Annotated in this window: 16 protein-coding genes; 11 read left to right on the top strand and 5 right to left on the bottom strand. The window is 64.2% G+C overall.

From position 1 onward, the window contains the following. Positions 1 to 203 precede the first annotated feature (203 nt). Complete coding sequence (locus AC1PPK_RS09570; protein WP_481117588.1) at positions 204 to 1,370, top strand: PEP-CTERM sorting domain-containing protein; 1,167 nt, start codon at positions 204 to 206, stop codon at positions 1,368 to 1,370. A gap of 99 nt (positions 1,371 to 1,469) precedes the next feature. Here AC1PPK_RS09570 and cysB read toward each other — a convergent pair whose 3' ends face one another. Next, positions 1,470 to 2,411, bottom strand: coding sequence for an HTH-type transcriptional regulator CysB (gene cysB, locus AC1PPK_RS09565; RefSeq protein ID WP_481117587.1), 942 nt, complete (start codon positions 2,409 to 2,411; stop codon positions 1,470 to 1,472). Positions 2,412 to 2,545: 134 nt separating this feature from the next. Between cysB and AC1PPK_RS09560 the strand changes: the two genes are divergently transcribed. From AC1PPK_RS09560 to cysN, 6 genes are read left to right on the top strand one after another with little or no spacing between them, the layout of a single operon-like run. Further along, entirely contained in the window at positions 2,546 to 3,325 is a 780-nt protein-coding gene (locus tag AC1PPK_RS09560; RefSeq protein ID WP_481117586.1) for a sulfite exporter TauE/SafE family protein, read from the top strand. Between the two features lie 30 nt (positions 3,326 to 3,355). Further along, positions 3,356 to 5,038, top strand: a complete 1,683-nt coding sequence (locus AC1PPK_RS09555; protein WP_481117585.1) for a nitrite/sulfite reductase — start codon at positions 3,356 to 3,358, stop codon at positions 5,036 to 5,038. After that, positions 5,031 to 5,555, top strand: a complete 525-nt coding sequence (locus tag AC1PPK_RS09550; protein WP_481117584.1) for a DUF934 domain-containing protein — start codon at positions 5,031 to 5,033, stop codon at positions 5,553 to 5,555. The genes AC1PPK_RS09555 and AC1PPK_RS09550 overlap by 8 nt, the downstream gene beginning before the upstream one ends. Before the next feature lie 16 nt (positions 5,556 to 5,571). Beyond that, on the top strand, positions 5,572 to 6,297 hold the full coding sequence (locus tag AC1PPK_RS09545) for a phosphoadenylyl-sulfate reductase (protein WP_481117583.1): 726 nt from the start codon (positions 5,572 to 5,574) through the stop codon (positions 6,295 to 6,297). Between the two features lie 33 nt (positions 6,298 to 6,330). After that, the gene (cysD, locus tag AC1PPK_RS09540) at positions 6,331 to 7,266 is read left to right on the top strand and encodes a sulfate adenylyltransferase subunit CysD (RefSeq protein ID WP_481117582.1); all 936 of its coding nucleotides are present in this window, start codon (positions 6,331 to 6,333) and stop codon (positions 7,264 to 7,266) included. Then, on the top strand, positions 7,267 to 8,550 hold the full coding sequence (gene cysN, locus AC1PPK_RS09535) for a sulfate adenylyltransferase subunit CysN (protein WP_481117581.1): 1,284 nt from the start codon (positions 7,267 to 7,269) through the stop codon (positions 8,548 to 8,550). A gap of 131 nt (positions 8,551 to 8,681) precedes the next feature. Here the strand turns inward: cysN and AC1PPK_RS09530 are convergent, their stop codons facing one another. Both AC1PPK_RS09530 and purB read right to left on the bottom strand, forming a co-directional pair. Continuing rightward, positions 8,682 to 8,999, bottom strand: a complete 318-nt coding sequence (locus tag AC1PPK_RS09530) for a DUF2322 family protein (protein ID WP_481117580.1) — start codon at positions 8,997 to 8,999, stop codon at positions 8,682 to 8,684. A 10-nt stretch (positions 9,000 to 9,009) separates the two neighbouring features. Further along, the gene (gene purB / locus AC1PPK_RS09525; RefSeq protein WP_481117579.1) at positions 9,010 to 10,377 is read right to left on the bottom strand and encodes an adenylosuccinate lyase; all 1,368 of its coding nucleotides are present in this window, start codon (positions 10,375 to 10,377) and stop codon (positions 9,010 to 9,012) included. Positions 10,378 to 10,481: 104 nt separating this feature from the next. Between purB and AC1PPK_RS09520 the strand changes: the two genes are divergently transcribed. The 4 genes from AC1PPK_RS09520 to AC1PPK_RS09505 all read left to right on the top strand — a co-directional run bounded on the left by AC1PPK_RS09520 (position 10,482) and on the right by AC1PPK_RS09505 (position 16,201). Further along, positions 10,482 to 11,012, top strand: a complete 531-nt coding sequence (locus tag AC1PPK_RS09520; RefSeq protein ID WP_481117578.1) for a TIGR00645 family protein — start codon at positions 10,482 to 10,484, stop codon at positions 11,010 to 11,012. Between the two features lie 27 nt (positions 11,013 to 11,039). After that, entirely contained in the window at positions 11,040 to 12,575 is a 1,536-nt protein-coding gene (locus tag AC1PPK_RS09515) for a fumarate hydratase (protein WP_481117577.1), read from the top strand. Between the two features lie 125 nt (positions 12,576 to 12,700). Continuing rightward, a complete protein-coding gene (locus AC1PPK_RS09510) occupies positions 12,701 to 13,483 on the top strand; it encodes a hypothetical protein (RefSeq protein ID WP_481117576.1) in 783 nt (260 codons plus the stop codon). A gap of 144 nt (positions 13,484 to 13,627) precedes the next feature. After that, positions 13,628 to 16,201 carry a bifunctional diguanylate cyclase/phosphodiesterase gene (locus AC1PPK_RS09505; RefSeq protein WP_481117575.1) on the top strand — a complete coding sequence of 858 codons (2,574 nt, stop codon included), beginning with the start codon at positions 13,628 to 13,630 and terminating at the stop codon, positions 16,199 to 16,201. A gap of 30 nt (positions 16,202 to 16,231) precedes the next feature. Here AC1PPK_RS09505 and AC1PPK_RS09500 read toward each other — a convergent pair whose 3' ends face one another. After that, positions 16,232 to 16,528 (bottom strand): PilZ domain-containing protein, encoded by a 297-nt coding sequence (locus tag AC1PPK_RS09500; RefSeq protein WP_481117574.1) that lies wholly within the window; start codon positions 16,526 to 16,528, stop codon positions 16,232 to 16,234. 213 nt (positions 16,529 to 16,741) lie between these two features. Then, positions 16,742 to 16,984, bottom strand: a complete 243-nt coding sequence (locus AC1PPK_RS09495) for a hypothetical protein (RefSeq protein ID WP_481117573.1) — start codon at positions 16,982 to 16,984, stop codon at positions 16,742 to 16,744. Positions 16,985 to 17,026: the final 42 nt, after the last annotated feature.

The following is a 17,026-nucleotide window of genomic DNA, read 5'->3' as shown; positions in this document are numbered from 1 at the left end:
TATAGGGACTCGCCTTATGGGCGTGTCAGGAATCTTTACAATCGCCCAATTTGGCAATATTCCAAAAAATTACGATTTTCAAAAAAATTCATACAGCAGAGCCAATTAACGAAAACAAAGGTAATTTGGCACATTCCCTGCTGAATACTGGCGAGAATCACAAAAACACAGGATCGACTCTTCAAACACCTAGGAGGTTCGCCATGAAACTCGCCAAAATCAGTGCTTTGACTGCAGCCGCCATGGCTTCGGCATTTTTTACGCCTGCCGCCAGCGCTGGTCCGATCGCCATCTACCAGGGCCCGACCATCAACTGGAGCAGTTCGATCGCGTGCGGTAACTTTGGCGATGCGGTCAGTTGCTCGCTGCCCTGGCTGAACGTGCTGGCCGGGTACAACGAAACCCGCCAGACGGACGTGAGCCCGAATCCCGGCTATGTGCAACCTTCCTCCCAAGGCCTGCTGAAGGACTCCATCGTCATCCAGGCCGGCGGTGCTGCGGCGCTCGACAACAGCGATATCACCCCGAACCCTGCCGGCGCTGAGAACGGCTTCAAGTCCAACTCCGGCAGCGACCAATATCTGGCCACTGGCAAGGCCAACGGCACGACAATGGCGGCTGGCAACATGGCCGACCCGACGAACAACAACCTGACCGCCGCCCAGGACAACCTCGGCACCTGGGACGTCAGCACCACGTGGCTGCGCGACGCGCTGACGACCGCCGACGGCAAGCGCCACGAACTGATGGTGATGTTCGACTACAACCAGCCGCAAAGCGCGACGACCTCGATGAACATCTGGAGCCTGATCACCGTACGCGACTCCAGCGGCAACCTGGCGGACATCAACTACGAGTTCAGGGACACCGGCAACACCCCCTACAACAGCTTCACCAGCAACAAGACTTTCTTCAGCCAACCGTCAGCCAGCGACTTCGAAACTGTGTCGGGCACGATCTGTATCTACCAGAACACGACCTTCCCGAACGCCGGCGGTTCCTGTCCGGCGGCCACGGGCGCGACCGGCCCGCTGCTGCAGACCATAGACAACGCCCAGGGCACCAACGCCACCGAGTTCGCGGCCTTCTTCCCCGAGTTGAACGCCAACCTGGAAAGCTACATCGCGCAAGGCTACGACACGATCTCCGTACGCATGCTGATGGGCTGTTTCGGGAACCCCAACGACAGCACCACCGGTCAGGGCTACCTGTCATCCGGCCAAACGACCCAATGCGACAGCGGCGGTTTCGGTGACGTATACATCATGGGCGGCGCGGAAATGACGACCCAGGTTCCCGAGCCCACCACACTAGCCCTCGCAGCTCTGGGCCTGCTCGGCGGCCTCTATTGTCGACAGCGTCAGTCCTGATCGACAGACAACGCCTACCTCATGAGAGAGCCGGAACGCCCCGCTCCGGCTCTTTCGCCTTCCTCGCCCCGTCAAGCCGGCGGTTGACGGACAACGCCCCTACAAACCCGGATCCTCCCCACCTCCCGCCAGCGCCGCATCCACCACCCGCCGGCTCAGGTGCGGGGCGAAGCACTCGATGAAGGCGTAGATATATCCACGCAGCCAGGCGTTCTTGCGCAGACCGATGCGCGTCGTGCTCGATGCGAACAGGTGGGCGGCGTCGAGCATACCGAGATCCTTGTCCGCCACCGGATCGTAGGCCATTTTGGCGATGATCCCAACGCCGAGGCCCATCGCCACGTAGGTCTTGATCACGTCAGAATCGATGGCGGTGAGCACCACGTTGGGTTTCAGGCCCCGACCGGTGAAGGCCTCGTTGATGCGGTTGCGGCCGGTGAAGGCGAAGTCGTAGGTCACCAACGGGTAGCGGGCGATGGCCTCCAGCGTGAGCGGCTGCGTGGACAGGATGGGATGGCGCAGCGGCGCGACGACACAGCGGTTCCACTGGTAGCAGGGCAGCATCACGATGTCCTCGTGCTCGGCGATCGCCTCGGTGGCGATGGCGATGTCGGCCACGCCGGACAACACGTATTCGCAGACCTGGCGCGGATTGCCCTGGTGGAAGGACAGGCGCACGTTGGGGTAACGCGCCATGAAGGCCTGCACCACCTTCGGCAGCGCATAGCGGGCCTGGGTGTGTGTAAAGGCGATCGACAAACTGCCGCTCGCCTCGTTGCTGAACTCGGCGCCGACTTCGCGCAGGTTGTCCACTTCCTGGAGAATGCGCCCGACGATGGTCAACACCTGCTTGCCGGGTTCCGTGATGTCCACCAGGCGCTTGCCGTGGCGCACGAAGATCTCCACCCCCAGTTCCTCCTCCAGCACGCGGATCTGTTTAGACACGCCTGGCTGGGACGTAAACAGTGCCTCAGCGGCCTCCGACACGTTGAGGCCATGGCGGGCCACCTCGAATACATAGCGCAACTGCTGGATGTTCATCGACGCACCGCCCCCTGGGGAAGAACCGCGAAATAGAATAATAGAACTATAAGTTCTAAAGGTTTAACCTGAAACACCTTCTTTGCTCTAAAAACACGTTCTACGATGCGCCGCACAAGGAATTTGGGCTTATCATGAGTATCGCTTACACGATTGCCGGCTTCTCCGTGGGTGCCATCGTCGGTCTGACCGGCGTAGGGGGCGGCTCCCTGATGACGCCACTGCTCGTCCTGCTGTTCGGCATCAACCCGTCGGTGGCCGTCGGGACCGACCTGCTCTACGCCGCCATCACCAAGGCCACCGGAACCGTCGCCCACGGCATGAAGGGCACGGTGGACTGGACGGTGACGCGCCGCCTGGCCACGGGTAGCATCCCCGCCTCGACGATCACCCTGGTGCTGGTGGGCTATTTCGCTCCCGGCGGCATCGGCGGCGCCGGCAGCCTGATCAAGGTTTCGCTGGGTGTCGCGCTGCTCCTCACGGCGGTGGCGATCGTGTTTCGCAAGCAGATCCAGGCCTATGCGCTGAAGCACTCCGGCGGCCAGGAAAATCCGCAGCGCACCAAGCTGCTGACGATCCTGACCGGTGCCGTGCTGGGCGTACTGGTTTCGATCTCGTCGGTGGGTGCCGGCGCCCTGGGCGTCAGCGCCCTGTTCTTTTTGTACCCGCGGCTGGCGACCTTGCGCATCGTCGGCAGCGACATCGCCCACGCGGTGCCCCTGACGCTGGTGGCCGGCATCGGCCACTGGTTCCTCGGCAGCGTCGACTGGGCTCTGCTGGGCAGCCTGCTGATCGGCTCCCTGCCGGGCATCTGGCTGGGCAGCCACATTTCCACCCGCGTCCCCGACCGGGTGCTGCGTCCGATTCTGGCAACCATGCTGGTCTTGGTGGGCAGCAAGTTGATTGCGGCCTGACCGGGCTTACGAATAAACCAGGAAAACGAAATGTACCGTTACGACCCCTACGACCAGAAGATCGTCGACGAGCGCGTCGCCCAGTTCCGCGACCAGACCCGGCGTTACCTGGCCGGTGAGCTGACCGACGACGAGTTCCGCCCGCTGCGCCTGCAGAACGGCCTGTACATCCAGCGCCACGCACCGATGCTGCGGATCGCCGTGCCCTACGGCCTGCTGTCGTCCACTCAGGTCCGCAAGCTCGCCCACATCGCCCGCAGCTACGACAAGGGCTACGCTCACATCACCACGCGCCAGAACGTGCAGTTCAACTGGCCCGAACTGAAGGTGGTACCCGAGATCCTTGGCGAGCTGGCCCAGGTCCAGATGCACGCCATCCAGACCTCCGGCGCGTGCATCCGCAACATTACCTCCGACCCCTTCGCCGGCGTGGCCGGTGACGAGTACCTGGACCCGCGCCCGTGGTGCGAGGTGCTGCGCCAGTGGAGCACCTTCCACCCGGAATTCGCCTTCCTGCCGCGCAAGTTCAAGATTGCCGTGAACGGTGCCGACCAGGACCGCGCGGTCATCCAGTGCCACGACATCGGCCTCGAGCTGAAGCGCAATGCGGCCGGCGAGATCGGCTTCCGCGTGCTGGTCGGCGGCGGCATGGGCCGCACCCCGATCATCGGTGAGGAAATCAGCGATTTCGTGCCCTGGCAGCACATCATCACTTACAACGAGGCGATCCTGCGGGTTTACAACCGTTACGGCCGCCGCGACAACCTTTACAAGGCGCGCATCAAGATCCTCGTCAAGGCCCTCGGCATCGCCGAGTTCAAACGCCAGGTCGAGGAGGAATGGGCCTTCGGCAAGGATGGCGCCAACACCCTGACGGAAGCCGAAGTGGCCCGCGTCGCCGCCCACTTCACCACGCCCGCCTATGAAACGCTGCCGGGCGAGGACGCCGGCTACGCCAGCCAGCGTGCCGCCAACACGGCCTTCGCCGCATGGACCCGTCGCAACGTGCTGGCCCACAAGGTGCCCGGCTACGCGATCGTGGTGCTGTCCCTGAAAAACCCGACTACCGCTCCCGGAGACATCACCGCCGAGCAGCTCGATCTGGTGGCCGAATGGGCCGACGCCTACAGCTTCGGCGAAATCCGCGCCACCCACGAGCAGAACCTGGTGCTGGCCGACGTCAAGCAGGCCGACCTCTTCGCCCTGTGGGAGAAGGCTCGCGCCACCGGCCTGGCGACGCCGACCTTCGGCCTGCTGACCGACATCATCTGCTGCCCGGGCGGCGACTTCTGCGCGCTCGCCAACGCCAAGTCGATCCCCATCGCCAATGCGATCCAGGCCCGTTTCGACGACCTGGACTACCTCTACGACATCGGCGACATCGAGCTCAACATCTCCGGCTGCATGAACTCCTGCGGCCACCACCACGTTGGCCACATCGGCATCCTCGGCGTCGACAAGAACGGCGAGGAGTGGTACCAGGTCAGCCTCGGCGGCAGCCAGGGCAACGACACCAGCATCGGCAAGGTGATCGGCCGCTCATTTGCCGCCGCCGAAATGCCCGATGTGATCAGCAAGATCATCGACGTCTACCGGGCCCAGCGCCAGGACGGCGAGCGCTTCATCGACACCGTCCGCCGCACCGGCCTCGACCCCTTCAAGCTCGGCGTGTATGGCGAAGCCGCACTCAAGGAAAGGAAGCAACATGCCTAAGCTCATCAAGAACGGCCGCGTGATCGACGACGCCGCGCAATTCCTGGTCCTCGACGAAGGCCAGGGCCCAGAGGCGCTGACCCTGCCCGACGGCCCGCTGTTCGTGCCCCTCGCCGTGTGGCAGGCCCACCGCGGCGCCCTCTCCGGCCGCGCCGGCCTCGGCGTGTGGCTGGACAGCAACGAGAACGTCGAAGAGCTGGACGGCGACCTGGACAGCATCTCCGCCATCGCGCTGAACTTCCCGAAGTTCACCGACGGCCGCGCCTACTCCGCCGCAGCCCTGCTGCGCAGCCGCTACGGTTACACGGGCGAGATCCGCGCCATCGGCGATGTACTGCGCGACCAGTTCTTCTTCATGCAGCGCTGCGGCTTCGACGCCATCCAGCCAAAGGCCGGCAAGTACAGCGACACCCAGCTTGAAGAAGCGCTGGCCAGCCTGAAGGACTTCTCGACGCCCTACCAGGCCGCCATCGACCAGCCCGAACCCCTGTTCCGCCGCGTACCGCGCGCCGCCTGAGCGAGGAGAATCCTCCATGCATCCGAACCAGAACCCCAAGCTCGACGATCCGGCGCTGCTCACCAGCCTTGAAGCCAAGACCGCCCAGCTCAAGGCCGACCTGGCCGCCTGGGCCGCCGAACTGCCGGCCATCACGATGGCCAACAGTCTCGGCGCCGAGGACATGGTACTCACCGACGTGATCGCCACCAACCAGCTGCCGATCGAGATCTTCTCGCTGGACACCGGCCGCCTGCCGCTGGAAACCTACGACCTGATGGCCGAGGTGCAGAAGCGCTACGGCCTCAAGCTTAAGTTCTACTACCCGAACCACGAGGCCATCGAGGCCTTCACGCGGGAAAACGGTATCAACGCCTTCTACGACAGCGTCGAGCTGCGCAAGGCCTGCTGCCATGCCCGCAAGGTCGAACCGCTGGGCCGCGCGCTGGCCGGCAAGCAGGCCTGGATCACCGGCCTGCGCGCCCAGCAGTCCACCACCCGCACCGACCTGCCCAAGCGCCAGTTCGACGAGGGCAACGGCCTGGTCAAGTTCAACCCGCTATCCGACTGGACCGAGAAGGAAGTGTGGGCCTACATCCGCCTCAACAAGGTTCCGTACAACGCGCTGCACGACAAGTTCTACCCCAGCATCGGCTGCGCCCCGTGCACCCGTCCGGTGTCGATCGGCGAGGACATCCGCGCCGGTCGCTGGTGGTGGGAAAATCCGGAAACCAAGGAATGCGGCCTGCACGTCAAGAAGTGACGGGCACCCAGGAACCATAAAACGAGTAAAGCAATGTCGACGCTCACCAAACAGACCCTGAGCCACCTGGACTGGCTCGAATCCGAAGCCATCCACATCATGCGTGAAGTGGCCGGCCAGTGCAGCAACCCGGTGCTGCTCTTCTCCGGCGGCAAGGACTCCATCTGCATGCTGCGCCTGGCCGAAAAGGCCTTCCGCCCCGGCAAGTTCCCCTTCCCGCTGATGCACATCGACACCGGCCACAACTACAAGGAAGTGGTCGCGTTCCGCGACAAGCGCGCCGCCGAGCTGGGCGAGCGGCTGATCGTGCGCTCCGTCGAAGACTCCATGAAGCGCGGCACCGTCGTGCTGAAGAACGAGAACGAATCGCGCAACAAGCACCAGTCCGTGACGCTGCTGGAAGCCATCGAGGAATTCGGCTTCGACGCCTGTATCGGTGGCGCCCGCCGCGACGAGGAAAAGGCCCGCGCCAAGGAACGCATCATGAGCTTCCGCGACGAGTTCGGCCAATGGGACCCGAAGAACCAGCGCCCCGAGCTGTGGAACCTCTACAACGCCCGTAGCCACAAGGGCGAGAACATCCGCGCCTTCCCAATCTCCAATTGGACCGAGATGGACGTGTGGCAGTACATCGAGCGCGAGAAGCTTGAGCTGCCCAGCATCTACTTCGCCCACACCCGCCCGGTGGTGATGCGTTCCGGCTCCATCGTGCCGGTCAACGTGCCGCTGATGAACGGCGAGCTGACCAACCTGCCCAAGGCCGGCGAAGAGATCATCAACTTGCAGGTGCGCTTCCGCACCGTCGGCGACATCTCCTGCACCGCCCCGGTGGAGTCCGACGCCGACAATGTCGAGAAGATCGTGCTCGAAACCGCCACCACCACGATCACCGAGCGCGGCGCGACCCGTCTGGACGACCAGACAAGCGAAGCCTCCATGGAACAACGCAAGAAAGAGGGTTACTTCTAAATGAGCGCCCAACACGTTGAAGACCGCGGCCTGCTGCGCTTCCTGACCTGCGGCTCGGTCGATGACGGCAAGAGCACCCTGATCGGTCGTCTTCTGTTCGACACCAAGGCCATCCTCGCCGACACCCTCACCGCAATCGAGCGCACGTCCAGCAAGCGCGGCATGGCCGCCGTCGACCTGTCCCTGCTGACCGACGGCCTGCAGGCCGAGCGCGAACAGGGCATCACCATCGACGTGGCCTACCGCTACTTCTCGACCGGCACCCGCAAGTACATCATCGCCGACGCGCCGGGCCACGAGCAGTACACCCGCAACATGGTGACCGCCGCCTCCACCGCGAACCTGGCGATCATCCTGATCGACGCGCGCAAGGGCGTGCTGACCCAGACCCGCCGCCACAGCTACCTGACCAAGCTGGTAGGCATCCCCCACGTGGTGGTGGCCGTCAACAAGATGGACCTCGTCGATTACGACCAGGCCACCTATGACAAGATCGTCGCCGAGTACAAGGCCTTCGCCGACCAGATCGGCCTCACCGACGTGCGCTTCATCCCGCTGTCGGCCCTCAACGGCGACATGATCGTGGACCGTGGCGAGCGCCTGGACTGGTACGACGGCCCGACGATGATCGACATCCTCGAAGCCGCCCCGGCCGCCCACACCGAGCAGGCCGAGAGCTTCCGCTTCCCGGTCCAGTACGTGTGCCGCCCGCAGGCCTCAGACAACCCCGAGCTGCACGACTACCGCGGCTTCATGGGCCGCGTCGAGTCCGGCGAGATCAAGGTTGGCGACAGCGTCACCGTGCTGCCCAACGGCCTGACCACCAAGGTCAAGGACATCCAGCTATACGGCGAGTCCCTGCCCAAGGCGATCCACGAGCAGTCCGTGACCCTGCTGCTGGAAGACGAGATCGACATCTCCCGCGGCGACATGATCGTCAGCAGCGAGGAAGTACCGGCCCAGACCAAGCAGGCCGAGGCCATCGTCTGCTGGCTGTCGGAAACCCCGCTGTCGCCGGCGCGCACCTACTGGCTGCGCCACACCACCCGCGAAGTGAAGGCCAAGGTGGCAAGCATCACCCACCGCCTGGACATCAACACGCTGGAGAAGGAAGCGACCACCACGCTGGCCATGAACGACATCGCCCGCCTGACCCTCAAGCTGGCCCAGCCGATCTTCGCCGACAACTACACCGACTCCCGCGCCACCGGCGCCTTCATCCTGATCGACGAGTCCACCAACAACACGGTGGGCGCGGGCATGATCACCGGCCTGAACGCCTGAGTCGACGCGTAGACAGTCATTCCCGGCTCAGGCCGGGAGCGCTATAAAGCAAAACCCCCGGCCAACCGGGGGTTTTGCTTTTTGGGGACTGCCGACGGGGCGCTCGAGGACGCCCCGCGCAACACCGTCGCTCAGGTCGCGAAGACGTGCTTCACGCGCAGGGTTTCACCGCGCTCGACGAGGCCGATCAGGCGATCGATGTTGGGATGCTTGCCCGGATTCAGGCGCGCATCCTCGCTGTGCTCCTCGTAGATCGCGATGCCCTGGGTCGCCGCCTCGGGGGTGATCGCGCCGTGGATCTGCGCCAAGTGGTTGTACACCGCCAGCGAGCCGGCCTGGCCGGGCTTGTTCTCGATGGTGGCGACCACCGCGTCGGCGGCGTCGATCAACTGCATTGCGGCGAGGTGGGACACGCCCGGCAGGGTCTTCAGCTTGTCGGCAAAAGCCATGTCCGTGTCCTCAGATGCGCTTGGCCAGCTCGGCGGCCTTGCCGATGTAGCTGGCGGGGGTCATCTCGAGCAGACGGGCCTTTTCGGCTTCCGGGATGGCCAGCGTGCCGATGAAGGCCTGCAGCGCCTCCTTGGTGATGCCCTTGCCGCGGGTCAGTTCCTTGAGCTGCTCGTAGGGGTTGGGCACGGCGTAGCGGCGCATCACGGTCTGGATCGGCTCGGCCAGCACTTCCCAGCAGGCGTCCAGGTCCGCGGCCAGGCGGGCCGGCTCGGCTTCCAGCTTGCCGAGGCCGCGCAGGCAGGAGTCGTAGGCCAGCACGGCGTAGCCGAAGGCCACGCCCATGTTGCGCAGCACGGTGGAGTCGGTCAGGTCGCGCTGCATGCGGGACACCGGCAGCTTGTCGGCCAGGTGGCGCAGCACGCTGTTGGCGAGGCCCAGGTTGCCTTCGGCGTTCTCGAAGTCGATCGGGTTGACCTTGTGCGGCATGGTGGACGAGCCGATCTCGCCGGCCTTCAGCTTCTGCTTGAAGTAGCCCAGGGAGATGTACATCCAGATGTCGCGGCAGATATCCAGCACGATGGTGTTGGCGCGGGCGGTGGCGTCGTACAGCTCGGCCATCGCATCGTGGGGCTCGATCTGGATGGTGTAGGGGTTGAAGGCCAGGCCAAGGGATTCGATGAAGCGGCCGTTGAAGGCTTCCCAGTCGAACTCGGGGTAGGCGGACAGGTGGGCGTTGTAGTTACCCACGGCGCCGTTGAACTTGGCGGTCAGCTCGACGTCGGCGATAGCCTTGCGCACGCGGCGCAGGCGATACACCACGTTGGCCATTTCCTTGCCGAGGGTGGTCGGGCTGGCGGGCTGGCCGTGGGTGCGCGACAGCATCGGCAGCTCGGCGTGCTGGTGGGCCAGTTCGACCAGGCGGGCGATGATCTTGTCGAGGGACGGCAGCAGCACGCCGTCGCGGCCGTCACGCAGCATCAGCGCGTGGGACACGTTGTTGATGTCTTCCGAGGTGCAGCCGAAGTGGATGAACTCGGTGACGCGGGTGACTTCGGGGTTGTGGCCGAGGCGCTGCTTCAGCCAGTACTCCATCGCCTTCACATCGTGGTTGGTGGTCGCCTCGATGGCCTTCACGGCCTCACCGTCGGCCACCGAGAATTCGGCGATCACGGCATCCAGCTCGGCGACGGTGGCGGCGGAGAACGGGGCGATCTCGGCCAGCTCGGGCGCGGCGGCGAGGGCCTTCAGCCACTCGATCTCGACCTTCACGCGGTTGCGGATCAGGCCGAATTCGGAGAAGTGCTCGCGCAGCGCGGAGACCTTGGATTCGTAACGCCCGTCGAGGGGCGACAGCGCGGTGATGGGTTGCAGGTTCATGCGTAAAGCCCTTGAGGCAGAAAAGCAAAGTTCTCTATTTTAGCGTCTTGGAGAGCCGTTCGCCGATGATAAAATCCGGGGTTCCCGAATTGCAGCCCATCATCATGAGCAACGGTCCACAACAACTCGAACGCTTCATCTTCTGGAGCCGCTGGCTCCAGGCCCCGCTCTACCTCGGCCTGATCGTCGCCCAGGGCATCTATGTCTACCTGTTCATGGCCGAACTCTTCCACCTGGTGAGCTCGGTCTTCGAGGCCGGTGGCCACATCAGCGAAACCGAGACCATGCTGGTGGTCCTCGGCCTGATCGACGTGGTGATGATCGCCAACCTGCTGATCATGGTCATCATCGGCGGCTACGAGACCTTCGTGTCGCGCCTCGACCTGGACAACCATCCGGACCAGCCGGAATGGCTGTCCCACGTGAACGCCGGCGTGCTGAAGATCAAGCTGTCCACAGCCATCATCGGCATCTCGTCGATCCACCTGCTGAAGACCTTCATCAACGCCGGCAACCTGCCCGAGCACACGATCCAGTGGCAGGTGATCATCCATGTCGTGTTCCTGTTCTCGGCCCTCGCGATGGCGATGGTCGACAAGATCATGAACCAGACCGTCCTGCTGTCCAAACACTAAAGACATCACGTAGAGGGAGCCTCACCCATGACCGCCATCAAACAGGAAGACCTGATCCAGTCCGTCGCGGACGCCTTCCAGTACATCAGCTACTACCACCCGCTGGACTACATCAAGGCCCTGGGCGAAGCCTACGAGCGCGAGGAATCCCCCGCTGCCAAGGACGCCATCGCCCAGATCCTGACCAACTCCCGCATGGCCGCCGAAGGCCATCGCCCGATCTGCCAGGACACCGGCATCGGCATGGTGTTCATCAAGGTCGGCATGCAGGTCAGCTGGCCGGACGCCACGATGAGCATCCAGGAGATGATCAACGAAGGCGTGCGCCGCGCCTACAGCAACCCCGAGAACCCCCTGCGCGCCTCCGTGCTGTCCGACCCCGCCGGCGCCCGCAAGAACACCAAGGACAACACCCCGGCCGTGGTGCACTTCGAGATCGTCGAAGGCCACCACGTGGAAGTGATCTGCGCGGCCAAGGGCGGCGGCTCCGAAGCCAAGTCCAAGTTCGCGATGCTCAACCCGTCCGACGACCTGGTGGACTGGGTCCTCCACAAGATCCCCGAGATGGGCGCCGGCTGGTGTCCGCCGGGCATCATCGGCATCGGCATCGGCGGTACGCCCGAAAAGGCCATGCTGCTCGCCAAGGAATCCATCATGGCGCCGGTGAACATCCATGAGCTGAAGGAAAAGGCCGCTTCCGGCGCCGCCCTCACCCGCGCCGAAGAGCTGCGCCTGGAGCTGTACGAGAAGGTCAATGCGCTGGGCGTCGGCGCCCAGGGCCTCGGCGGCCTGACCACCGTGCTCGACGTGAAGGTGCTGGACTACCCCTGCCACGCCGCCAACCTGCCGGTCGCGCTGGTGCCCAACTGCGCCGCCACCCGCCACTGCCACTTCCACCTGGACGGCTCCGGCCCGGCCAAGATCGAGCCGCCGAAGCTGGAAGACTGGCCCGCCGTCACCTGGACGCCGGACCTCAAGTCGGCCACCCGCATCAATCTCGACACCCTGACCAAGGAAGAAGTCGCCGCCTGGAAGCCGGGCCAGAAGCTGCTGCTCAACGGCAAGATGCTGACCGGCCGCGACGCCGCCCACAAGCGCATCGCCGACATGCTGGCCAAGGGCGAGTCGCTGCCCGTCGACTTCACCAACCGCGTGATCTACTACGTCGGCCCGGTGGATCCGGTGCGTGACGAGGTCGTCGGCCCCGCTGGCCCGACCACCGCCACCCGCATGGACAAGTTCACCCGCATGATGCTCGAGAAGACTGGCCTGATCTCCATGATCGGCAAGTCCGAGCGCGGCCCCGTGGCCATTGAGGCGATCAAGGACAACAAGTCCGCCTACCTGATGGCCGTCGGCGGTGCCGCCTACCTGGTGGCCAAGGCCATCAAGAGCGCGAAGGTCGTCGGCTTCGCCGACCTGGGCATGGAAGCCATCTACGAGTTCGACGTGCAGGACATGCCCGTCACCGTGGCGGTGGATTCCTCCGGCACCAGCGTGCACAACACCGGCCCGAAGGAATGGCAGGCCAAGATCGGCAAGATCCCGGTCACCGTCGCCTGATCACGCCCCTGGGCAGCACCCGAGCCCGGCCGTCTGGCCGGGCTTTTTTTCGGCTTGCATAAAATCTTTTGGCATAATCCGGACTCTTTCCGGAAACCGCCCCCCGCGGTACCCCAGCGATTCCCATGTTCCGCAAGCTCCGCATCGCCATCCTGCTGTTCATCCTCGCCACCGTCGCCGTCGGCAGCTGGAAATCCAGCGCCCGCAGCACTGCGTGGGACAGCACCCTGCATGTGACGGTCTATCCGATCGCCGCCGATCCTTCCGATACGAGTCGGCGCATCGTGGCCGACCTGAAGCCCGAAGACTTCACGGTCATCGGCGACTGGCTGGAGGATGAGTTGCAGCGCCACGGACATTCGCTGCTGCGGCCCCTGGCGATCAACCTGGCCCCACCGCTGAACAGCCAGCCGCCGCCCTTCCCGGCCGGCGGCAACGCGCTGGCGATGATGGGCTGGAGCCTGCAGTTGCGCTTCTGGGCCTGGCGGCACGATGCCGCCCCCGGGCCGCGGCCCGACGTGCGCCTGTTCCTGCTCTACCACGATCCGGCCCTGACCCCGTCGCTGGACCATTCGGTCGGCCTCGAAAAAGGCAAACTCGGCGTCGTGAAGGTCTTCGCCAGCCGCAGCGAGCGCCAGCGCAACGCGGTAGTCATCGCCCACGAGTTGCTGCACACCCTTGGCGCCACCGACAAGTACGATCTCCACAGCCTGGCGCCGCGCTTTCCCGATGGCTATGCGGAACCCCAACGGCAGCCGCTTTACCCACAACCGGCCGCCGAGATCATGGCCGGGCGCATCCCGCTCGCCGACGACAAGGCAAGGATTCCCGACAAGCTTGCACAGACCCTCATCGGCCCCCTGACTGCCAGCGAAATCGGCCTGCCGGAAGCACACCAACCGCATTGAATTTCCTGCCTTCGCTATATTCTCAAACAGATAACGTCATATTTCACATCACGGACGGCGCACTTCGCGGCCATGTCAGCACTTTGTGATATTAGTGTCGCCTGATACCCGTTTTCGGCTCTTGTCCGCGTGCCTGGCGTCCCGATGCACATTGAGAATCCGCCCCAAGCTCTTCCATCCCGTCCCCAGGATCTGACCCGGGCCTTTTACTGGCTGGGGGCGCTCACACTGCTCTATCTCCTGCTGTGGCAGCAGGACGGCGGCCTCGACCTGGGGCTCGGTCGCTTCCTCCCACTGCATTCGGCGATGGAAACTGCATCGATCATCATGTCGATGCAGGTCTTCGGAATTGCCTGGAATGCGTATTCCCACACCCGGCCTGGCAATGTTGTCCTGCTCGGCACTGTACTTCTGGGCACTGCACTGCTCGATTTCGGCCACATGCTCGGCTATCGCGGCATGCCGGATTTCATCACCCCGTCGAGTTCCCAGAAAGCCATCGTCTTCTGGCTGGCCGCACGGGCCCTGGTGGCCGTTGGCCTGCTGATCAGCGCCACCCGCGCATGGCAGCCCATGCTGCACGACCATTCCCGCTACGGCCTGCTCGTGGCGGTATGCAGCTATGTCGGCGCGGTGTATTGGCTGGAACTGTTCAATGCAGCCAGCTTGCCGATACTCTTCGCTCAGGAAAACGGCCTGACACAGCTGAAGATCGACAGCGAGTATGTGCTGATCGTCCTCTACGGACTTGTGGCCATGCTGTTCTACCGGCAGGCCCGCCGGGGCGTCGCCCACAATGCCGCCGACCTGTTCGCGGCCGCCGGGGTCGCCGCCCTGTCCGAGTTGTGCTTCACCCTGTATGCGTCGGTCAGCGACATCTTCAATTTCGCCGGCCACATCTACAAGGTCATCTCCTACGGCTTCATCTATCGGGCCGTGTTCGTGGACAGCGTGCATCAACCCTTTGCGGCCCTCAACCGGGCACTGGCCAAGGAGAAGCTGTGGGCGGCGGAGCAGCACTCCTTCGTCCGTACCCTGGACATGCTCGACGAGGCCGTACTCGAGCTGCAGCCCGACGGCCGCATCGCCAGCGCCAACAGCGGCTGGTGGCACCTGACCGGCAAAGCACCGGACAGCGGACCGCTGGCCGAGGCGATCCACACCGACGACCGCAGTGCTTTCCTGAAATGCCTCGGCGACCTGCAGATTGGCCGCAAGGACGAGTTCCACGGTCGATTCCGCATCATGGCTGAAGCCGCCTACGAACAATGGACCGAATGCCGCTTCGTTGCCGAACGCAACGACGAGGGCCAGTTGATCGGCATCCGCGGCGTGCTGCGCGACATTACCAAGACCTACCTTCAGGAGCGCCACATCGCCCACATGGCCTTGCACGACGCCCTCACCGGTCTGCCCAACCGGGTGCTGCTGGAAGACCGCATCAAGAAAACGGTACAGCTGGCACGGCGCACCAACACACGGGTTGCCGTGTGCTTCATCGACCTCGACCACTTCAAGAACATCAACGATGCCTACGGCCACAAGACCGGCGATGCGCTGCTGCTGGGCATGGCCAAGACGCTCGAGAAAAGCCTGCGCGACGGGGACACCATCGCCCGCTGGGGCGGCGACGAGTTCGTGGCCCTGCTGCCCGGCCTCGCTGGTGCCGATGACGCCCGCAACGTGGCGCGCAAGCTGGTCAGCGTGATGCAGCAAACCTATGAACTGGAAGGCCAGCCCATCAACGCCACCTTCAGCATGGGCATATCCCTGTTCCCGGACGACAGCGACAGCGTGGACACGCTACTGGCCCACGCCGACCGGGCGATGTTCTACGCCAAATCCCAGGGTCGCAACAACTTCCAGCTGTTCTCCGACATGTCGGCCCGCGGGCTGGGCAAAAAGGAGCTCTACATCCAGTCAAGGCTGGCCCAGGCGATCCGCGATGGACGCATCACCAGCTGGTTCCAGCCCCAGTTCGCCGCCACGCCGGACGCCACCGGCAAGCGCCCGCTGACCGGCGCCGAAGCGCTGGCCCGCTGGCACGACGCAGACCTGGGCTGGATCTCACCTGGCACCTTCATCCCGATGGCGGAAACCCTCGGCCTGATCCACGACCTCGGCCAACTGGTACGCCGCCAGGCCCTTGAGCAGTTCTCCCACTGGTATCGGCTGCGCCCCGATCTGCAATTGTCCCTGAACATCTCCAAGCGCCAGCTGTTCGCACCGGATTTCGTCGATACCCTGCAGGCCGATGCGGGCCACTACGGCCTGCCGGCTTCTGCGCTGATCCTGGAGGTCACCGAATCGGTGGCGCTGATGGAAGTGGAGTGTGCCGAGGAACGCCTGCGCCAGCTGGTGCAGGCTGGCTTCACGCTGTCCATCGACGATTTCGGCACCGGCTACGCGTCCCTGTCCCAGTTGCACGAACTACCGGTCGGCGAACTTAAGGTCGACATCTCCTTCGTGCAGCGGGTCCATACGCCGGACGGCCTGCGTATCCTGCAGGCCATCGTCAACCTGGCCCGGGCCCTTGGCCTGCGCACGGTGGCGGAAGGCGTCGAAGACGAAGCCACGGCCTCGACGCTCATGCAGCTGGAAGTGGATGTCCTGCAGGGCTACCACCTGGGCAAGCCCTGCCCGGCGGAGGAATTTGAAAGACTGCCGTTTCTTGCCGGCAATCCGGCAACCAGCCTGACGCAGGCCACTGCCAACTGACGACAGCTGGAGACGGTAAAGGGCCCAGTCTCAGCGGATGATCTCGATGATCTCCACACCCATTTCGTAGACGCCGGCCTGCTCGAGCCCGTGGCAGCGTCGCACGCGCACCCGCGCATGCAGCGGCATGTAGCTCCCCCCGCTGTCAGGAGGCAGCACGGCGACCTCGAAGACCTCATCCATTCTCGGTACGTGGCTGGAGTGAATGGTCATCCCACCGACGCCCAGTTCGACACAGGTCCCGACCACCGTCGGCCCGCCGCCGTAGGGCCGGATACCCACCTTGCAGCCCAGCGGAATGCGGCGATCCTTCCGTCTTTCGGTCATTCGGTCCATATCAGCAAATTCCAGCGGTCGAAGCGCGCACCTTACGAAACTCGGCCCCATCCCGCAAGGCTCAGCAACGCTTGCAGGCATCGCGGCGTGACGCTTATCTCACCGGAGTACCTGGCGCCGGTTCCGCCCGAACGAGACGCAGCTCGCCGTACGCCACCCGCTGGGCAAACGGACGGGTGCTTTCGAGCCCTTCCTGCCAGGAAACTACCTCATAGGACGCAAAGCCCGGCTGTCCGGCCAGTTGCGCAGCCCGACGCGTGAATACCTGGCGCGCCTCCCCGTCCCCCCCGAATGAATGGCCTTCAGGCGCAAGGCCAGCAGGTAACGATCGTCGCCCTTGCGGGCTTCCTCGATGCTCCAGTTGGGCGCGAAGGGATCACTGACAATATAGAAAATCAGGGCCCCCGCAAGCATCGAGGCGTTCAGGTAGCCCGCATCCGAAGCCATTAGTACCGCCGCCGGACCCAGGGCCCACTCTTTTGGAGGGGC

Source organism: Zoogloea sp. JDB1, from assembly GCF_056724025.1.
Note: the sequence above shows the minus strand (reverse complement) of the source record. Positions and strands in the feature narration are given on the sequence as shown.

Excerpts from the sequence above, each read along its gene's own strand:
- AC1PPK_RS09570 (WP_481117588.1), top strand. The coding sequence starts at position 204 with ATGAAACTCGCCAAAATCAGTGCTTTGACTGCAGCCGCCATGGCTTCG.
- cysB (WP_481117587.1), bottom strand. The coding sequence starts at position 2,411 with ATGAACATCCAGCAGTTGCGCTATGTATTCGAGGTGGCCCGCCATGGC.
- AC1PPK_RS09560 (WP_481117586.1), top strand. The coding sequence starts at position 2,546 with ATGAGTATCGCTTACACGATTGCCGGCTTCTCCGTGGGTGCCATCGTC.
- AC1PPK_RS09555 (WP_481117585.1), top strand. The coding sequence starts at position 3,356 with ATGTACCGTTACGACCCCTACGACCAGAAGATCGTCGACGAGCGCGTC.
- AC1PPK_RS09550 (WP_481117584.1), top strand. The coding sequence starts at position 5,031 with ATGCCTAAGCTCATCAAGAACGGCCGCGTGATCGACGACGCCGCGCAA.
- AC1PPK_RS09545 (WP_481117583.1), top strand. The coding sequence starts at position 5,572 with ATGCATCCGAACCAGAACCCCAAGCTCGACGATCCGGCGCTGCTCACC.
- cysD (WP_481117582.1), top strand. The coding sequence starts at position 6,331 with ATGTCGACGCTCACCAAACAGACCCTGAGCCACCTGGACTGGCTCGAA.
- cysN (WP_481117581.1), top strand. The coding sequence starts at position 7,267 with ATGAGCGCCCAACACGTTGAAGACCGCGGCCTGCTGCGCTTCCTGACC.
- AC1PPK_RS09530 (WP_481117580.1), bottom strand. The coding sequence starts at position 8,999 with ATGGCTTTTGCCGACAAGCTGAAGACCCTGCCGGGCGTGTCCCACCTC.
- purB (WP_481117579.1), bottom strand. The coding sequence starts at position 10,377 with ATGAACCTGCAACCCATCACCGCGCTGTCGCCCCTCGACGGGCGTTAC.
- AC1PPK_RS09520 (WP_481117578.1), top strand. The coding sequence starts at position 10,482 with ATGAGCAACGGTCCACAACAACTCGAACGCTTCATCTTCTGGAGCCGC.
- AC1PPK_RS09515 (WP_481117577.1), top strand. The coding sequence starts at position 11,040 with ATGACCGCCATCAAACAGGAAGACCTGATCCAGTCCGTCGCGGACGCC.
- AC1PPK_RS09510 (WP_481117576.1), top strand. The coding sequence starts at position 12,701 with ATGTTCCGCAAGCTCCGCATCGCCATCCTGCTGTTCATCCTCGCCACC.
- AC1PPK_RS09505 (WP_481117575.1), top strand. The coding sequence starts at position 13,628 with ATGCACATTGAGAATCCGCCCCAAGCTCTTCCATCCCGTCCCCAGGAT.
- AC1PPK_RS09500 (WP_481117574.1), bottom strand. The coding sequence starts at position 16,528 with ATGACCGAAAGACGGAAGGATCGCCGCATTCCGCTGGGCTGCAAGGTG.
- AC1PPK_RS09495 (WP_481117573.1), bottom strand. The coding sequence starts at position 16,984 with ATGGCTTCGGATGCGGGCTACCTGAACGCCTCGATGCTTGCGGGGGCC.